Annotated in this window: 9 protein-coding genes; 2 read left to right on the top strand and 7 right to left on the bottom strand. The window is 36.6% G+C overall.

The genetic code is table 11. The features are described 5' to 3' along the window. Positions 1–15: 15 nt before the first annotated feature. The 4 genes from polA to IGJ41_RS03365 form a co-directional block, all read right to left on the bottom strand. Positions 16–2,664: a DNA polymerase I gene (gene polA, locus IGJ41_RS03380; protein ID WP_002361339.1), complete on the bottom strand. Its 2,649-nt coding sequence runs from the start codon at positions 2,662–2,664 to the stop codon at positions 16–18. 188 nt (positions 2,665–2,852) lie between these two features. Then, positions 2,853–3,764 carry an aldo/keto reductase gene (locus tag IGJ41_RS03375; protein ID WP_002366273.1) on the bottom strand — a complete coding sequence of 304 codons (912 nt, stop codon included), beginning with the start codon at positions 3,762–3,764 and terminating at the stop codon, positions 2,853–2,855. 68 nt (positions 3,765–3,832) lie between these two features. Then, positions 3,833–5,257: a helix-turn-helix domain-containing protein gene (locus IGJ41_RS03370; protein WP_153854262.1), complete on the bottom strand. Its 1,425-nt coding sequence runs from the start codon at positions 5,255–5,257 to the stop codon at positions 3,833–3,835. A gap of 123 nt (positions 5,258–5,380) precedes the next feature. After that, the gene (locus tag IGJ41_RS03365) at positions 5,381–7,525 is read right to left on the bottom strand and encodes a heavy metal translocating P-type ATPase (protein WP_002361337.1); all 2,145 of its coding nucleotides are present in this window, start codon (positions 7,523–7,525) and stop codon (positions 5,381–5,383) included. Between the two features lie 124 nt (positions 7,526–7,649). Between IGJ41_RS03365 and IGJ41_RS03360 the strand changes: the two genes are divergently transcribed. Next, a complete protein-coding gene (locus IGJ41_RS03360) occupies positions 7,650–8,348 on the top strand; it encodes a helix-turn-helix domain-containing protein (protein WP_153854261.1) in 699 nt (232 codons plus the stop codon). 69 nt (positions 8,349–8,417) lie between these two features. On the opposite strand, the gene IGJ41_RS03355 is transcribed toward IGJ41_RS03360, so the two are convergent. Both IGJ41_RS03355 and IGJ41_RS03350 read right to left on the bottom strand, forming a co-directional pair. Beyond that, the gene (locus IGJ41_RS03355; protein ID WP_002381294.1) at positions 8,418–10,424 is read right to left on the bottom strand and encodes a KUP/HAK/KT family potassium transporter; all 2,007 of its coding nucleotides are present in this window, start codon (positions 10,422–10,424) and stop codon (positions 8,418–8,420) included. A 333-nt stretch (positions 10,425–10,757) separates the two neighbouring features. Further along, complete coding sequence (locus tag IGJ41_RS03350; RefSeq protein ID WP_002358801.1) at positions 10,758–13,403, bottom strand: calcium-translocating P-type ATPase, PMCA-type; 2,646 nt, start codon at positions 13,401–13,403, stop codon at positions 10,758–10,760. A gap of 822 nt (positions 13,404–14,225) precedes the next feature. Here IGJ41_RS03350 and IGJ41_RS03345 point away from each other — a divergent pair. After that, positions 14,226–14,531 (top strand): helix-turn-helix transcriptional regulator, encoded by a 306-nt coding sequence (locus IGJ41_RS03345; protein ID WP_002355748.1) that lies wholly within the window; start codon positions 14,226–14,228, stop codon positions 14,529–14,531. Positions 14,532–14,875: 344 nt separating this feature from the next. On the opposite strand, the gene queA is transcribed toward IGJ41_RS03345, so the two are convergent. Next, positions 14,876–15,907: a tRNA preQ1(34) S-adenosylmethionine ribosyltransferase-isomerase QueA gene (gene queA, locus IGJ41_RS03340; protein WP_438713876.1), complete on the bottom strand. Its 1,032-nt coding sequence runs from the start codon at positions 15,905–15,907 to the stop codon at positions 14,876–14,878. Positions 15,908–16,037 lie beyond the last annotated feature (130 nt).

The following is a 16,037-nucleotide window of genomic DNA, read 5'->3' as shown; positions in this document are numbered from 1 at the left end:
TTAATGGGTAAGCTATTATTTTGCTTCATACCATGTTTTTCCCCAACTGCTATCGGTGATAAGTGGCACATGTAAGGAAACTGCGTGCTCCATCACTTCTTTGACGAGTTGATTTAATTGTTCTAATTCTGATTCTGGTACTTCAAAAACTAATTCATCGTGCACTTGTAATAACATTGTCGCTTGTAATTTTTCTTCTTTTAAACGACGCGCCATTTCAATCATCGCAATTTTTAAAATATCTGCGGCACTTCCCTGAATCGGTGTATTAATCGCTGTACGTTCAGCGAATGAACGTAGATTAAAGTTTCTTGAATTAATATCACTTAAATAACGACGGCGATGATACAATGTTTCCACATAGCCTTTGTCTTTGGCATCGCGGACAATCTCTTCCATGTACTGTTTCACGCCTGGATATTTTTCAAAATAGGTGTCAATATATTGTTGCGCTTGCTTTCTAGTAATGCCTAAGTTTTGGGACAAGCCATAATCACTGATACCATAGACAATTCCAAAATTCACCGCTTTAGCTTGACGACGCATGTTAGGTGTGACATCTTCTGCTTTTTCGACACCGAAAACTCGCATTGCAGTGCTGGCATGGATATCTTGCCCTTCCACAAACGCTTCTTTTAAATGCTCATCATTAGAAATATGCGCGAGCACACGTAACTCGATTTGAGAGTAATCAGAAGAGAAAATCAACCAATTATCCTCTCTTGGTACGAAGGCTTCTCTAATTTTTCGGCCTTCTTCTAAACGGATAGGAATGTTTTGTAAATTAGGATCTACTGAGCTTAATCGTCCTGTTTGTGTCAGTGTTTGTACATACCGAGTATGAATTTTATTATCTGGCTGAATTACTTTTAAGAGTCCTTCAACATAGGTCGATTGAATTTTGGCAATTTGACGATAAGTTAAAATATCTGCCACAATTGGTGCTTGTTCTTTTAGTTGTTCTAAAACATCTACCGCTGTTGAATAACCAGTTTTGGTCTTTTTGATCACAGGTAAGCCCATTTTTTCAAATAAAATAACGCCTAATTGTTTAGGTGAGTTCAAATTAAATTCTTCGCCAGCTTCTGCATAGATTTTTTCTTCGATTTCTTTCAGACGTTCTGAAAATTCTACCTGCATTTCTTTTAAGCGCGTGGCATCAACACGGATCCCAGTTATTTCCATATCGCCTAAAATACGAGAAAGTGGTAATTCCATTTTATAGAATAAATCAGCTTGATTCTTTTCTGTTAATTCGCTATCTAATTTGCTTGTTAAAAATTGAATTGCTTTAATCTTACGTGCTAAATGACCAAAGAAAACTTCTTCGTCCTCTGGCAAGCCTTTTTTGGCCCCTTTTCCATAAATGGCTTCATCAGATTGAATCGCATCATATCCGTAATGTTGTGCTACACCTTCAATATCAGCGTTATTGTCATTGGTATCAAGTAAATAAGCAGCCAATAAAACATCAAAGGCAATCCCTGTCATTTTTCCTACATAGCGATTTAACGCAACGTACGTCCGTTTAGCATCGTAGACATTTTTTTTACGTGTCTCATCCATCAACCAATCAATAAATGGCTGACTTTCAAAAACAGCTAAATTATTCGTGGTATAAATCTTCTTGTCGTTGCCCCAAGCAAGGCCGACAATCGGTGACGTGTGATAGTTATCTTCCATCATCTCAACATAAAGAGCCATATCGTCTGTAAACATTTCATTGGTTAACTGATCTTCGACTACTTCAAATAAAATATCTTCCATTTCAACAGGTTCTTCTGTAATGTCCAACTTAGCTAAAAATTGTTTAAAGTCCATTTCTTTATAAAAAGGAACCAATTTTTCTAAGTTTTTCCCTTCATATGCCAAGTCTTCCACATTGACTTCGACTGGTGCATTGACTTCAATTGTCGCTAAACGTTTAGAAAGAAAGGCTTGCTCTTTATCATTAATCAAGTTTTCTTTCATTTTGCTTTTTTTCATTTCATCGATGTTCTCATAAACCCCTTCAACTGAGCCATATTGTTTTAACAGCTTAATCGCGGTTTTCTCACCGATTTTCGTTACACCTGGAATATTATCCGACGTGTCGCCAGCCAACCCTTTCATATCAATAATTTGCTTAGGCGTTAATCCATCATATTTTTCAGCAATATGCTCAGGCGTATATGATTCAATATCGCTAACTCCTTTAACAGTGATATCTACTTTGACAGTGTCCGTCGCTAATTGTGTCAAATCTCGGTCCCCTGATAACACAACAACATCAAATTCATCTTTATCAACTTTGTTGGCTAATGTACCAATAATATCATCTGCTTCATAGTTAGGTAGTTCATAATATTTTACGCCTAAACCTTCTAAAAGTTCACGAATATACGGCATTTGTTCTTTAAATTCCCCCGGTGTTTTTGAACGTCCGGCTTTATATTCTGAATAAAATTCTGTTCTGAATGTGGTTTTCCCTGCATCAAAAGCGACTAAAACATGAGTAGGCATTTCTTTTTGCATTACATTTTCAAACATATTGTTAAATGCATAAATAGCATTTGTATGCAAGCCGTTCTTATTTTTGAATCGTTCTAATGAGTTATGTAGCGCAAAAAATGCACGAAAGGCTACACTGTTTCCATCAACGAGTAATAATTTTTTTTTGGTCATTTTTTTCCCCTCATCTTTAGCAAACTAGTTTCCTTTCTATTTTAACAAAAAACTACAGAATTTGCAGTAGACGGCGATTGCAGAATGAAAGAAAAAGGTATTTGATATAGTTCCTTAGTGACAACTATATCAAATACCAAAATCAATCAGCAATACACGCTGGATCTTCACAAGTATGAGAATCTTTTTTACGGCAAAACATTTCCCGCTGCACGATAAATATCGTACCAATCTTCGCGACTAATCACAATGTCTGCTGCTTTAGCAATTTCTTCAATTCTACCAAGATTCATACTTCCTGCGATGACTTGCATATTAGCAGGGTGGCGCAGAATCCAGCTGCTGGCTAAGCCAGTTGGCGTTGTTTGATATTTTTCAGCCAATTCGCTTAATTTTTGATTTAACTCAGGGAATTTTTCATTTCCAATAAAGACACCTTCAAAATAACCATATTGGTACGGTGACCATGCTTGAATAGTCATTTGTTTCAACCGTGAATAATCTAAAATACCATGATCATAATCAATGCTTCCTGATATTTCCATATTTGTTTGTAAGCCTTGATCCACCATGCCAGTATGCTTGATGCCAAATTGTAATTGATTGGCTAATAACGGTTGTTTAACAGCTGTTTTTAAAAGTTCAATTTGTCCTGGCGTTTGGTTACTTACACCAAAATAGCGAACTTTCCCTTGTTTTTCTAATAAATGAAAAGCTTCAGCTACTTCTTCTGGTTCCACTAAAGTATCTGGACGATGCAACAATAATGCATCGACTGAATCTACACCTAAACGCTGTAAACTCCCTTCGACCGCTTCTAAAATATGTGCTTTCGAAAAGTCAAAAAAGCCTTGGCGAATCCCACATTTCGTTTGTATAAAAATATCTTCACGACGAATGGCACTTTCTTTTAAGGCCTTACCAAAAATGGTTTCGCAGTCGCCGCCACCATAAATGTCGGCGTGATCAAAAAATGTAATGCCGTGATCATAAGCAGTTTCAATTACCTGTTGAGGATTTTCAGCACCATTTAAGCGCATACATCCTAAGATAACCGAAGAAACAGTTTCGTCACTTGTACCAAATTGCAGTTGTTTCATTTTAATATCCTCCTCATCCATTCCTCTTACTTCTTCATTTTAACACTATTTAGACAAAATTGGACTTCTTATGGTAGATTCGCTTCGACTTTTTCAAAAAAAGCAGGAGATAATTCCTCTGGCAAATAAACAACTGTCTCAGAAGAAAGCGCTACGTTCATCTGAAACAAATGATTGACAATTAAGAGGTGTGCTTGGTGAAGTTGATACGTTGGTTTTCCATGAATAATTGTAATATTCTTTTTTTCACTGAAATAGTTTTTTATAGATTGCCCCAGCGCTTGTTCCTTTTCTGGAGGAAAGTCCGTCAATAGGCAAATAATATATTTTTTTTCATATAAAATCGGGTCAAATAAATCTAGGATGTGATAAAAATAGCAACTCGTCAATTCCCTTTCTTTTACTGAAGTAAAGACTGGATACAGGCGTTTTAAAAGCCTAATTAGTTTCTGTAATCTGTGCCAAGTTTGATGATAACGTACAGCGAGTGTTTGTTCCTGTTTATGAGCTGGCAACCATGCTTGTCCGTCTAATAAACTATTCATATGCGTACTTAAAAATCGACATAAATGAATTTCTTGATAATTAAAATGATGTTGTGTAAAATTTCTCCTAATTTCTTTCATAATAAAAATAGCTGTTTTTAAGCATAAACTTTCCATTTTCATTTGCTCATGAATAAAATACTTTCGCGCTCTCTTGCCAAAGCAACCACCAAAATGTGCTTCAAGAATCACAAATAACGCTTTTTGTTCTTTAAGAGATATAAAGGAAGTGCTCAACACTTCCACACGAAATAAATAAAAAAAAGCACTTGTTTGTTGAAATAAATTAGCATTTGGCACTGAAATTCCATGCCCGTCTCGGTACCGTCTCTCCCAAATATAAATTAGCCAACTAAGATGATTCTGTTGTGCCACATTTAAATCCAACTCAAAAAAGGTAATGATTTTCCGAGTCATGTCTCTGTTTTCTTCCAGACAGCTTTCTTGAAAAAACAAATAAAAACAAAGGATTAACTGTCGAATTTGCCATTCATTGCCAGTTAAATCGTAATGTTTTTGACGTACAATAATATCAAAATTAACTAGCCAACGTCGAATATTAGACAGTTTCTTCCGAAGAGTTGATTCCTGTAATCCCAATACCTGGGTCAATTGCGCATAATTGATTCGCTCTTCAATTAGACAACGTAAAATATAAAATTCGGGAATAAAATAACAAAATTTTTGTCTAAACCGAGCCAAGCCACAAACGCATAATTCACGATATTTTACAATTCCTTTGGTCGTTGTATAAATCTTACAAAGCCCTTCTATCTTAAACGCTTCCTGCTTTTTTTCAAAACGTTGAATGTAACAATGGATGGTTTTGTCGCTCACCTTTAGTTTTTCTGCAGCCATCAAAACAGAAAATGTCTGCTCTTGTTGCAGTAAATCCAACAATTCCAACATATTTTTATGTTCAAAAGACAATAATTCCTTGAAATCCATATATCGTCCCCTTTCACTCCCTTGTTATAAGAATACGTCAAATAAGGCAAAAATTTTTTTAAGAAGAAAAAAATAGAGAACAAAAAGTATTGATTACTTTCCGCTCTCTACAATTATATCGAATTATTTTTTTGAAATATGCAGTGTCATAGCATTTGCTGCTACAATAATTGTACTTAATGACATCAAGACAGCACCTACAGCTGGATTTAAAACAATCCCAATTGGTGCAAGAACCCCAGCCGCTAAAGGAATGGCGACAATATTGTACCCAGCTCCCCACCAAAGATTTTGGATCATTTTACGTCGTGTTTGTTTGGCTAAATCTAAGAACCTTAAAATATCTTTAGGATCACTATCCGTCAGTACAACATCTGCCGAATCAATCGCTACATCTGTACCAGCGCCTATCGCAATGCCGATTGAAGCACGGGCTAAACTTGGTGCATCATTAATACCGTCTCCTACCATCATGACCTGATGTCCCTCAGTAAGATATTGTTGTACAATTTTTTCTTTATCTTCTGGTAAGAGCTCTGCGTAGTATTCCTTCATTCCTAAATAATTAGCAACTGCACTGGCAGCTGTTTGATTATCCCCTGTTAACATGACTGGCGTAATTCCTTGCGCTTGTAACTCTGCAATAAATGTTTTAGCTTCTGGTTTGACTTTATCTCCTAAAGCAAGCAGTGCGACTAATTGACCAGCGATGATTAAATAGCTCAAGGTGTTTCCTTGCTCTTGATAGTTTGTTTTAATTGTTTCATCGAAGGTTAACTGTAACCGTGCAACTTCTTTTTCATTGACTATTTTGACTTCTTGGTTTTGAACAGTAGCAACCAGTCCTACGCCTGATAAAGCTTGCAGATTATGGGCTTCATAAGGTTGAACGGCTTGTTTATTTAAATAGTTCATGATCCCAATTGCCAACGGATGATTTGCATTTTTTTCCAATGCCCCAATATATTTAAGTGCTTCTTCTCTAGTAAACTGCTTACTCATTAATTCTAAGCCAGTAACTGTAAATTGTCCTTCTGTTAAAGTTCCAGTTTTATCCAGCAACACATATTCAACCTTATTGGCTTGTTCTAATGCATTCCGATTTTTTAAAAGTAAGCCATTTTTAGCAGCAATGGAGGTACTTCTAGCAATCACTAAAGGAATTGCTAAGCCTAACGCATGGGGACAGGCAATAATAAAAACTGTAACCATTCGTTCAAATGCTAGAGACAAATCTTTCGTTACGAGTAACCAACCGATAAATGCTAACACACCTACGAATAAGGCAATATAGAATAACCACTTGGCTACACGGTCTGAAATGGATTCTAGTTTTGATTTTTCCGATTGCGCTTGTTTAACCATCTCCATAACTTTTGACAGGTAACTATTTTCACCCGTGCCAGTTACCGAAATTTCAATCATTCCGTTGCCATTGACAGCTCCACCAATCACGGAGTCACCAATGTTTTTTTCTACTGTTTTTGATTCCCCTGTAACCATCGATTCGTCGACTGTTGTGCTTCCTTTCAAAATTTTACCATCTGTCGGAATTTTATCTCCCGAACGAACAATCAAGCGATCGCCTTCTTGGACATCTTGCAAAGGAATTTCTTCTTCCCCATGTTCAGTCATTCGCTTGACTGTGTCAGGCAACAGTTCAGCCATTTTTTTCAAGGCATCACCAGCATTAGAAATAGCATTCATTTCAATCCAATGGCCTAAAAGCATAATAACAATCAGAGTGGCTAATTCCCAGAAAAAGTCCATCACGTGGGCCTGATTCGTAAAATGATTCATGTAAAACGCATATAAGCTGTAAAAATATGATACCGAAATCCCCATCGCAATTAACGTCATCATTGCTGGACTCTTTTGCTGTAATTCCATTTTAGCGCCACTTAAAAATGGTTGTCCACCATAAAAAAATAGCACTGTTGCTAAAATTAAGACCAACCAATCAGAACCTGGAAAAGTAAATTGAAAAGGTAATTGAAAACCCATCATTGGTGAAAGAACAATAATCGGAATAGCTAAAATCAATGACAGCCAGAATTTTTGTTTAAAATTCCCCATATGCATTGAATGGTCCATTCCCTTCATTCCTTCATGTTGGTGTGACATAGCCATTTGTTCATGCGCCATGTCATGATTCATGTGATTCATTTTATCGTGGGACATTGTTGGCTGTTTTTCCTGATGTTGTTCATGATTATGTTTTGCTGACATATGATCCCTTCTCTTCTTAAGTATTTTCATCTTAAGCATAGCACAAGATGAAAATTGTTAGAAATAATTACTTTTTTAGTTTAGAAAAAAAAGGAGCCGAATTTTGCGTATGTATATTTTAAGAACACCTTATCCTCATATTTATTACAAAAGGAGTGTTTCAATGAAAATTACTACAAAGCAAGTCGGGGCGCGCATGCGTGAAGCTCGAAAAAAGAAGAAGTACACTTTACGTTATTTAGCCAATAAAATTGGTTTATCTAGTGGAAGTACAATTAGTAACTGGGAACTAGGTTTGAATTTACCCAATAAACGATACTTAAAAAAAATCGCTAAAGCCTGCGACACAACAGTAGATTGGCTACTTTATGGTGATTTTGATCGATTTGTGCGCCAGCTATTGAAAGAAAATTTTCAAAATAAACAACTGCTAAAACCACCTTTTTTTACTCAGTTGATGGTACGTTTATCTGAAGAACAGCTATCCTATCACGATTCCTTAAAAATTATGATTCAAGCGCAAAAGTTACAGCAGTCCTTTTATACTTTTCCGTTAACAGTAGAAGCCCCCTCTCATTCCCAAGAGAGTATTTCTATTTATGAACCAACAACTGCAGAAGAACAGTCTGACCAATCTTATTATCATCCGTTTATTTTGTCGGAACTACATGAATTATTTACACATTCTCAAAATCCAGAATTGGATTATTCTCTGATTATCGCTTTTCTTCCTTTGTTAAAAGTAGATCAATTAACTGAACCACAAAAAGAAGTCTTACTGGCCATCTTTAAGCGAATGAATTCCTTTAAAGACCAAACACTTTTAAATGAATTCTTTGTGGAATTACAGTATTTACTCTGATTCTACAAAAAAGATTGAGCCATGTATCTCAAGGACCTAGGCTCAATCTTTTAGTTAAATTTCTTCTATTTATGAACGATTCTTTCGTTCGACTAAGTGCGTTTTCCGTTGTGGGCCAATGATTAAAGGAACAGATTCATATTTGACTTCACTGTATTCCAAGCCAAACCAACTTTCAGGAGAGGTAGTTAAGTTTTTAATAGCTAATTTTGCCTGCATAATTTGTCGATCCCATTTTTTCAGTTCAGAAACGTTAGATAATTCTTCTTGAATTAATACAAATTGGAAATCGCCAACTTCTCTCCCTGGCGTTAATGAATAACGTTGTGGCTGTTTTGGCAAGCGGCCTGTTTTCATCAAGTCATGAACAATTTGTCTTAAATATACATTCACTTCTTGAGAAATATGGAAGCCTAAATATAGCTGAACTTGCACAATAAAATCAGTTCCTAGCATGTCAACAGAATACTCTTGAGTAAAGGGTTCATCTGTTACCTGAACATTAACAAACCAATAAACGTTCGCTCGTTTTGGTTGTTTGTCCAAAATCGAATAAATAATATTACGATTAATTTCGCCGTCCACTCGATCGGAGGTTAAAAAGACCACGTTGGTTTGATACATAGGTACAGATGTATCTTCTTTCAAAGCTTTAAGTTGTGGTACATATTTTTCCAGCGACACTTGTTCCGCCGTTGCTTCCTTAATCTCGTTGCCGCGTTCCCAAATAATCATGATGCATAACAAGAAGACTGCCATTCCCACAGCAACATATCCACCATGGAAAAACTTCGCAGCACTTGAAAAGAAAAAGACAACTTCAATGGCAGCAAAGAACAAGGAAATTAGATACGCAGACCAAGCTGGAATTTTATCCAAAAGATAAAACAACAATAAAATGGTTGTCATTAACATCGTAATCGTAATCGATAGACCATACGCAGCTTCCATGTGTGTCGATGTTCTAAAAGCCAGCACGATTGCTGAACAAGCTAACCATAAAATTAAATTCACCGCTGGAATATACATTTGACCGATATTGCTCCCAGGATAAATAATTTTAAGTCTTGGTAATAACTTCAATTTAATCGCTTCAGAAACTAAAGTATACGAACCTGATATTAACGCTTGCGAAGCAATCACTGCGGCGATTGTTGCAAAAACAACGCCAAATACGAGAATACCTCGTGGAATCATTTGGAAAAATGGGTTAATTTCAGCTAATGCCTGCATTTCAGGGTTTTCTTTGACCGTTAACAACCATGCAGCTTGACCTAAATAATTAAGAATCAAACAAATCTTAATATACGGCCAGCTAATGCGGATATTCATTTTTCCTACATGCCCTAAATCAGAATATAAAGCTTCAGCACCAGTTGTAGCCAAGAAAATATTCCCTAAAATAAATAGACCTAATTTATTTTCTGGACTGACTAGTAATTGCAAAGCATAATATGGATTTAATGCACGAATAACCGTCCAATCTTGGCTAAAATTCATTAAACCAATGATGCCTAAAAAAGTAAACCACAAGAACATAATCGGCCCAAAAGCTTTCCCGACCAATTCTGTTCCAAATCGTTGAACAGAAAAAAGAATTAAAATAATCGTCAACGTAATAACCACTATAATCGTTTGGTCATTGCCAAAACGTTCAAAAAATGCCGGAATCCCCCGTAAGCCTTCGATCGCTGTCGTCACTGTCACAGCTGGGGTCAAAACGCCATCAGCCAGTAAAGCGGCGCCGCCAATCATTGCGGGAATAATCAAATACTTACTTTTTTTACGAACCAATGTATAAAGAGAGAAAATCCCACCTTCTCCATGGTTATCAGCATTTAAAGCAATAACAACATATTTAATCGTGGTTAAGATAGTCAATGTCCAAAAAATTAACGAGACCGAACCTAAAATAAACGATTCAGAAACCCGTGCCAAGCCACCATTATCTCCTACAATGGCTTTCATTACATATAAAGGGCTCGTTCCAATATCTCCATAGACAACGCCCATGGCAACTAAGATCCCTGCCATCGTAAATTTCCGACGATCAAACCCCTCTGCTTTGTGTAACACAATACTTTCCTCCTACAAAAGAAATGACTTCGTTTAGTTTAACCAACAGCTCCATAAAAACTTTTAAAACTCTTTATTATATAACGTTTTATATATCTTTTTCATTAGTCAAAAAGCGCTTTTTGACTAACGATGCTACTCACTATAATACGTTTTAAATCGTTTAGCAAGTCTTTTTATTAGAGAATATCCATCTTAGATAAGAAACCCACCTATTTTGAAAAAAGGAAAATCAAAAATAAGTGGGGCAGCAGTCGAAACGACTGCTGCCCCACTTGCTAACTATTAAGATAATTTTCTGAACAAAAGTAGCTCCTTTTATTCCTGTTAAATTTAAATTACTTCTTCTTCCTCTTCAACTTCAGAGAAATGGAACTTAATCATTTCATTGACGAAAATTGGCACAAAGGATAGGAAAATTGCTAACATCCAATGATTTAAACTAATATGCACTAATCCAAATAGTTCTTGTGTGAATGGTAATAAAGCAATGGTTGTGGTAATTAGTAATGCTAAAACGACCATTTCAAAGAGCGACTTGTTGCTTGATAATTTTACACGGAAAACAGAGTTCGCACTACGAACATTAAAGACATGTAAGATAGAGGAATAAGCTAAGATTAAAAATGCCACTGTTTGTCCCACTTCATAGCTGTTTGAAACATAGGCTGAAACACCTGGTACAAAAGCACCTAGATAAAAACCAAACAAAGTAATGACTGTGAACACTGCTGCATTAATCCCAATCTTTTGCCATAAGCCTCGTGCAAAAATCCCTTCATTTTTAGGGATTGGTGCCTCATCCATAATTCCTTTTTCCGCTGGTTCTTTTCCTAATGCAAAACCAGGTAACCCATCTGCGACCACGTTAACAAACAACAGTTGAACTGCAGTAAATGGCGCACCCCAACCAAGTAACATGGCAATTAAAACAATAAAAATCTCAGAAATATTACAGCTTAACAAGAAGTTAATGGCTTTACGAATATTTCGGTACACGGCACGTCCTTGCGCAACCGCATCAACAATAGTTGCAAAGTTATCGTCCGTCAAAATCATATCTGAAGCGCCTTGGGCCACATCTGTTCCAGTAATCCCCATTGCGCAACCGACATCACTAGCTTTCAAGGCTGGCGCATCATTCACGCCATCTCCGGTCATTGCTACAACAGCGCCAGAACGTTGCCATGATTGAACAATTCGAATTTTATCTTCAGGGGTTACACGTGCATAAACGGATAAATCTTTAACCCGTTTATCTAATTCTTCATCACTCATTTTTTTCAGTTCTGAACCAGATAAGGCTTCACTTTTATCTTTTAAAATTCCTAATTCTTTAGCAATTGCACTGGCTGTTACCACGTGATCACCAGTAATCATGACTGTTTTAATTCCAGCTTTTTTCGCACGAGCAATGGCGCCCTTACTTTCTGGACGTGGTGGATCAATCATGCCAATTAAGCCTAACAAGCGAAGATTTTTTTCTAAAGCCTCCGATGTAATTTCCTTGGGTGGTTCATCATATACGGCATAACCGACAGCAATAACTCGTAACGCTCGTTTTCCGAAACGATCATTAACAATAGCCGCTTGATCGACATCTCCGAAACCAAAACGAGGTAGTAACACATCAAAGGCTCCTTTAGTAATTGAGATGTACTTTTTCCCCCATTGATGGACCGTAGTCATCATTTTTCGTTCTGAATCAAAGGGAATTTCACCAATACGAGGATATTTTTCTTCAAGTTCTTCTTTCGTATGATAATTTTCTTCGACAGCACGAACAATTGCCGCTTCTGTCGGATTTCCTGTAACAGTTAATTCATCGCCTTCTTTTTCCACAATGACATCTGTACATAAAGCAGCCATTTTCAGTACTTCCATGGCTTCATCGGTCATGGCATCTTCCGTATCCGTTACTTCATCACCACGATGCCATACTCGGCGGACACGCATTTTATTTTGTGTCAGTGTTCCTGTCTTATCAGAACAGATAACATTCGCAGTTCCTAGCGTTTCTACTGCTGGCAATCGACGAATAATCGCATGTTTCTTAGCCATTTTTTGAACACCATATGCTAAGGTTAACGTTACAATCACGGTTAGTGTTTCTGGTACAGCTGCCACCGCTAAGGAAACGGCTGTCATAAACATTTCAAGAAGCGGTTCTCCTTGCAGTTCACCAATAATGAAAACAATTGCCGCAGCCCCTAAGGCTAACAAACTAATACGTTTGCCTAATTGATTCAAGCGTTTTTGTAATGGTGTTTTTTGCTGATCGCTGTTATTCAGTAACCCAGCAATTTTACCCATTTCTGTATTCATTCCTGTTGCAGTTACTACTGCTCGTCCGCGGCCATTCACAACGGTACAGCCTTTGAAAATCATATTTATTTGATCTCCTAAGCCATCATCGTCATGCCCCACGTATGTAGGATCTTTTTCAACAGGTTCACTTTCACCTGTTAGTGCTGACTCTTCTACGCGCATTTGAGAAGCTTGAATAAGTCGTGCATCGGCTGTAATCATTGAACCAGCTTCAAGAACTAGAACATCTCCTACTACTAGTTCTTCAGCATCGACTTCGATTACCTTGCCATCTCGTAAGACTGCACTACTTTGCTTGTTCATGTCTTGTAAAGCCGCCAGAGATTTTTCAGCATTTCCTTCTTGAACAATGGCTAAAACAGCATTGATAATCACAATTGCAATAATTAAGATTCCTTCAAAATATTCGCCATGTTCTGTTACGATTGCTGTATAAAACGAAATTGCCGCAGCAACTAATAAAATAATCGTCGTAAAATCAGATAAACTGTGAATGAATTTCTTTAACACAGAATCCTTCTTAGCCTCTTCAAATTGATTGCGGCCATTTTCTTTCAGCCGTTGTTGGGCCTCTTGTTGTGTTAAACCAGTTTCAGTATTGACTGAAACTTCTTTTGTGACAGTATCGACAGTTTGCTTGTAAGCTTCCATCCTATTCCCCCTCTAATTTTTTCTTCCTATATAATAGTGTCTCTATTAAATATAACATGATTTTTTTTGAACACGCAACTTTTTTCATCTTTGGCTTAGCGTTCTCTCATATGCCCGAAAAAAACTGGTATTTTCGTTGTTGCTACAACAATGTTTCTATTTGATTATGGGAATTTTATGAAAAAAGAAACGAATTCAGCCAAAAAGCAATGGACATTTTTTTCATTTTGTCTGATAAAAAAATAGTTTATTTCTATATATTCAACACAAAACAACAAAAAAATACAATGTTATTTAGTTCGCACAATTATTTATTTTACATGTTATAAAATAACCAGAAAAATATTATATTTAATCTTATTAATAAGTGTTATAACTTGCAAACGCTTCCAAAAAGTGCTATTCTTTAAGTGTAAGGAGGACATGCAAATCAATTGGTTGAAGATTTTCTCAGTAGATAAAAATCGGTAAACTCAAAGTTGTTAGAATTGCAAGATTCACCTGTAAACAATACGTGTAGAGTAATTGTTAGTGATAACTCGTATCGGAAAATAGGGAAAGGTTATAGAAGGATGGAGTTTCTATAAAGCATTTACCCTATCTGTTATCACCTAACGCAAGTTATCCACCATCCAAGCGTCGAAACTGTATGAAAACAAGGTTTTAGTTTCACCACATCACGTTCACCTTTTGCTTTACATGTATCGCGAAATGTAAACACTTATTCAACCAATTGATGTCTTCCCGTTAACAAGGCCGAGCTTAAATTTAAGCTCGGTTTTTTCTTTTAGGCAATAAAATATATTTGTATCAAATAATCATATGTGTTATATTCAAGGTGCACATTCTATTTTATCTTCTTTTAAAGGAGGGAATGCTATGCGAAAAAAGAAAAAATCTTCGTTTGAAAGTTCAATTCATGTTTATCGTGCTATGGCTCGTATGACTCAGCAAGATTTGGCCAATCGAGTCGGTGTCTCTCGACAAACAATTATTCAACTGGAACGAAACAAGTACAATCCTTCATTACTTCTTGCGCATGACATCGCGAACGTCTTTGGCGTAACCATTGATGATGTGTTCACCTTCAAAGAAACACTGAATGACGATGTAGAACAAGAAGCCTAAACAGTATAAGCTGTACTTAACAAGACAATTTTTCTGATTGTACTTGGAGTTGCCGAGGTACAACTTAGTACCGGCAATACGAAGAAAGCACTTCTTCGTATTGTTGTTTCAATAATTAATCTTTGCTTACATAAAAAAAGAACGGCGCAACCGTGGTTGCGCCGTTCTTTTTATTCTAAGATTGTCTACTAAGCACTTTTGTCCTAGTAGCGTTTTGGTTTCTAACTTTATTATTTACAGGGGAAGAAAAAATAAAGCACACCTTTACTGTGATTCCAAAAATCACGTGTTTATCATAATATATTTTTGTTTCAATCCCAAGTATTCTGCTCACAAAGTGTCGCTTATTTAATAAACATTGCATCGCCAAAACTAAAGAAACGATATTTTCCCTCAATTGCATGTTGGTAAGCAGCCAATGTTAAGTCTTTTCCTGCAAAAGCACTCACAAGCATCACTAACGTAGATTTTGGTAAATGGAAGTTCGTTGAAAAAGCCTCTACGACTTTAAATTGATACCCCGGTGTGATAAAAATATCGGTCCAGCCACTGTCAGCCTGGATTTCACCATTAAATTTTGTGCCAATTGTTTCCAACGTACGAATAGAAGTTGTTCCAACCGCAACAATCCGACCGCCTGCTTGGCGTACTTCATTTAATTGCTTAGCCGCTTCTTCAGTTAAACGATAGAATTCGCTATGCATATGATGTTCTTCTATATTATCAACGCTCACGGGACGGAATGTTCCTAAACCGACATGTAAAGTTAAATAAACGAGATGAACACCTTTTGCTTTGATCTCTTCTAATAGTTCTTTTGTAAAATGCAAACCCGCTGTTGGTGCTGCAGCTGAACCATTTTCTTCAGCATAAACCGTTTGATAACGATCTGGGTCATTTAGACGTTCTTTGATATATGGCGGCAATGGCATTTCTCCTAACGATTCTAAAATTTCTAAGAAAATACCATCATATTTAAATTCAATGATTCGACCACCATGTTCCAACTCTTCTTTAACCACCGCTTTTAGGCGACCATCGCCAAATTGAATTTCCGTGCCGACTTTTGCACGTTTCGCGGGTTTAATCAAGGTTTCCCATGTATCGCCTTCTGTATTTGTTAAAAGTAAAACTTCCAAATGACCGCCTGTTTCAGGTTTTTCTCCATATAAACGGGCCGGCAGTACCCGTGTATTATTCATGACTAATGCATCCCCAGGCTGTAATTCATCAAGAATATCATGGAAATGTTTATCCTCCATGTCCCCTGTTTCTTTATTTACAACTAATAATCGTGAACTAGCGCGATCTTTTAGTGGGGTTTGAGCAATTAATTCTTCTGGTAAATCAAAATCAAAATCTTCTGTACTTAGCATTTCCGTCACTCTTTCTACTAGTTTTTATCTTGGTTATTCTAACACTTTTTCTTGTTTCTGGCTATGTCAGCCTTCTGAATCAAACTAAATAGTTGTCAAAAAATGTCAGAAGCACTATACTTACTTTAAG

It is taken from the genome of Enterococcus sp. DIV1537a, from assembly GCF_051712085.1.
In the GTDB taxonomy this organism is placed as follows: Bacteria; Bacillota; Bacilli; order Lactobacillales; family Enterococcaceae; genus Enterococcus; species Enterococcus faecalis.
The sequence above is the reverse complement of the archived record's forward strand: the minus strand, read 5'-3'. Positions and strand labels throughout refer to the sequence as shown.

What these genes read in the sequence shown, in the direction of transcription:
- IGJ41_RS03345 (WP_002355748.1), top strand. Translation starts at nt 14,226, where the DNA reads ATGTGTTATATTCAAGGTGCACATTCTATTTTATCTTCTTTTAAAGGA.
- IGJ41_RS03365 (WP_002361337.1), bottom strand. Translation starts at nt 7,525, where the DNA reads ATGCTTAAGATGAAAATACTTAAGAAGAGAAGGGATCATATGTCAGCA.
- IGJ41_RS03375 (WP_002366273.1), bottom strand. Translation starts at nt 3,764, where the DNA reads ATGAAACAACTGCAATTTGGTACAAGTGACGAAACTGTTTCTTCGGTT.
- IGJ41_RS03360 (WP_153854261.1), top strand. Translation starts at nt 7,650, where the DNA reads ATGAAAATTACTACAAAGCAAGTCGGGGCGCGCATGCGTGAAGCTCGA.
- polA (WP_002361339.1), bottom strand. Translation starts at nt 2,664, where the DNA reads ATGACCAAAAAAAAATTATTACTCGTTGATGGAAACAGTGTAGCCTTT.
- IGJ41_RS03350 (WP_002358801.1), bottom strand. Translation starts at nt 13,403, where the DNA reads ATGGAAGCTTACAAGCAAACTGTCGATACTGTCACAAAAGAAGTTTCA.
- queA (WP_438713876.1), bottom strand. Translation starts at nt 15,907, where the DNA reads ATGCTAAGTACAGAAGATTTTGATTTTGATTTACCAGAAGAATTAATT.
- IGJ41_RS03370 (WP_153854262.1), bottom strand. Translation starts at nt 5,257, where the DNA reads ATGGATTTCAAGGAATTATTGTCTTTTGAACATAAAAATATGTTGGAA.